We start from the raw sequence: 1,381 nt of genomic DNA, 5'->3' as shown, positions 1-1,381 counted from the left end.
GGGCCCGGGGGCTCACGCGCCGGACACCTGGGCGAGCTGGCCGACGGCCGCGGTGACGGCCATCGCGAGTCCGCCGCCGATGACGACGCGCAGGGTCGGGCGGAGGACGGCCGTGCCGGCGGCGAGGGCGGCGAGCACGCCCGCCAGGGCGAGGCCGCAAAGGGTGACGGCGACGATCAGCCACAGGCGTGCGCCGGCCGATCCTGCGAGCAGGCCGAGGAAGGGGACGAGTCCGCCGGCGAGGAAGCTGGCGGCGGAGGCGAGCGCGGCCTGGACCGGACGGGCGGCGGTGTGTTCGCTCTGGCCGAGCTCGTCGCGCAGATGGGCCTGGAGCGGGTCGGCCTCGTGCAGGGCCTCGGCGACCTGCCGGGCGAGGTCGCGCGGGACGCCGCGGCCTTCGTAGATGGCGGTGAGTTCGTCGAGTTCCGCCTCCGGTGCTTCGGCGAGTTCGCGGGCCTCCTTGGCCCGGTCGGCGGTCTCGACGTCGACCTGGGAGCTGACGGAGACGTACTCGCCGACGGCCATCGACATCGCACCGGCGGAGAGGCCCGCCAGGCCGCCGGTGACGACGGTGGAGGTGCTCGCCCCACTGGCGGCGAGGCCGACCATCAGACTGGCGACGGAGACCAGACCGTCGTTGGCGCCGAGCACGGCGGCCCGCAGCCACCCGGCCCGGCCGGCGGCGTGGCTCTCCCGGTGCGGACCGAGCCTGTCGAAGAAGGTCATCCGTGCGGTGTCCCTGGGCGAGGGGGTACCTGGGCGTTCGAGTCGTCCTGGTCAGTATCGGCAGGCGGTGGGCGGTTGTCGCGCCCGGAGGACCGCTTGGTGACCGCCGGGGCCCGTGTCACCCGGCCGTGCGCCCTCGCGGGGCCGCGGCGCCGGGTCGTGCCTCGCCGAGACCCCGGACGACCTGCGCGCCAACCGGCGACCCGTGAGGGACGTGTCCCCGATGCCTCGTCAGCTCCTCCCGTTCCAGCGGAATCCGGCCGCTTGCGGTCGGAGGCCGGTCGTGATGCCTTCTACGCCGCCGTGCCCCACCGCGACGTCGAGGAGATGGGATCGATCAACGCTGTGACAGGTCGGGCGTTCCCCCGCATGGCTCTTCGACCTGAGTGACATGCCCGGACGCCGCAGGCGCCGCACGCACCCGCGCCGCATCGCCGCCGAGTGCGGCTTCGCCGTGGTCGCGGGCGACGTGCCCGGCCGCGGCGACCGGCCCGTGGACGAGGAGCCCGACCGGATCGAGGACTGCGGGCCGCCGCGTCGGCGAAGGCCCCCGATCCGAGCGCTCGCAGCAGCCGGTCCGACCCGGCCCCCGACTCGACGCCCCGCCCGTACGGCAGCTGGTCGGCCGAGGCCGGCCGACCGGCGCAGGATGCAG

The 1,381-nt window shown here is 75.7% G+C and carries 1 protein-coding gene; it reads right to left on the bottom strand.

What is annotated here, in order from left to right:
* Positions 1-12: 12 nt before the first annotated feature.
* Complete coding sequence (locus ABZ641_RS37485) at positions 13-726, bottom strand: VIT family protein (protein ID WP_359989066.1); 714 nt, start codon at positions 724-726, stop codon at positions 13-15.
* Positions 727-1,381 lie beyond the last annotated feature (655 nt).

It is taken from the genome of Kitasatospora sp. NPDC007106 (genome assembly GCF_040634455.1).
Lineage (GTDB): Bacteria > Actinomycetota > Actinomycetes > Streptomycetales > Streptomycetaceae > Kitasatospora > Kitasatospora arboriphila.
Note: the sequence above shows the minus strand (reverse complement) of the source record. Positions and strands in the feature narration are given on the sequence as shown.

Coding starts and splice junctions, on each gene's coding strand:
- ABZ641_RS37485 (WP_359989066.1), bottom strand. CDS start 726: ATGACCTTCTTCGACAGGCTCGGTCCGCACCGGGAGAGCCACGCCGCC.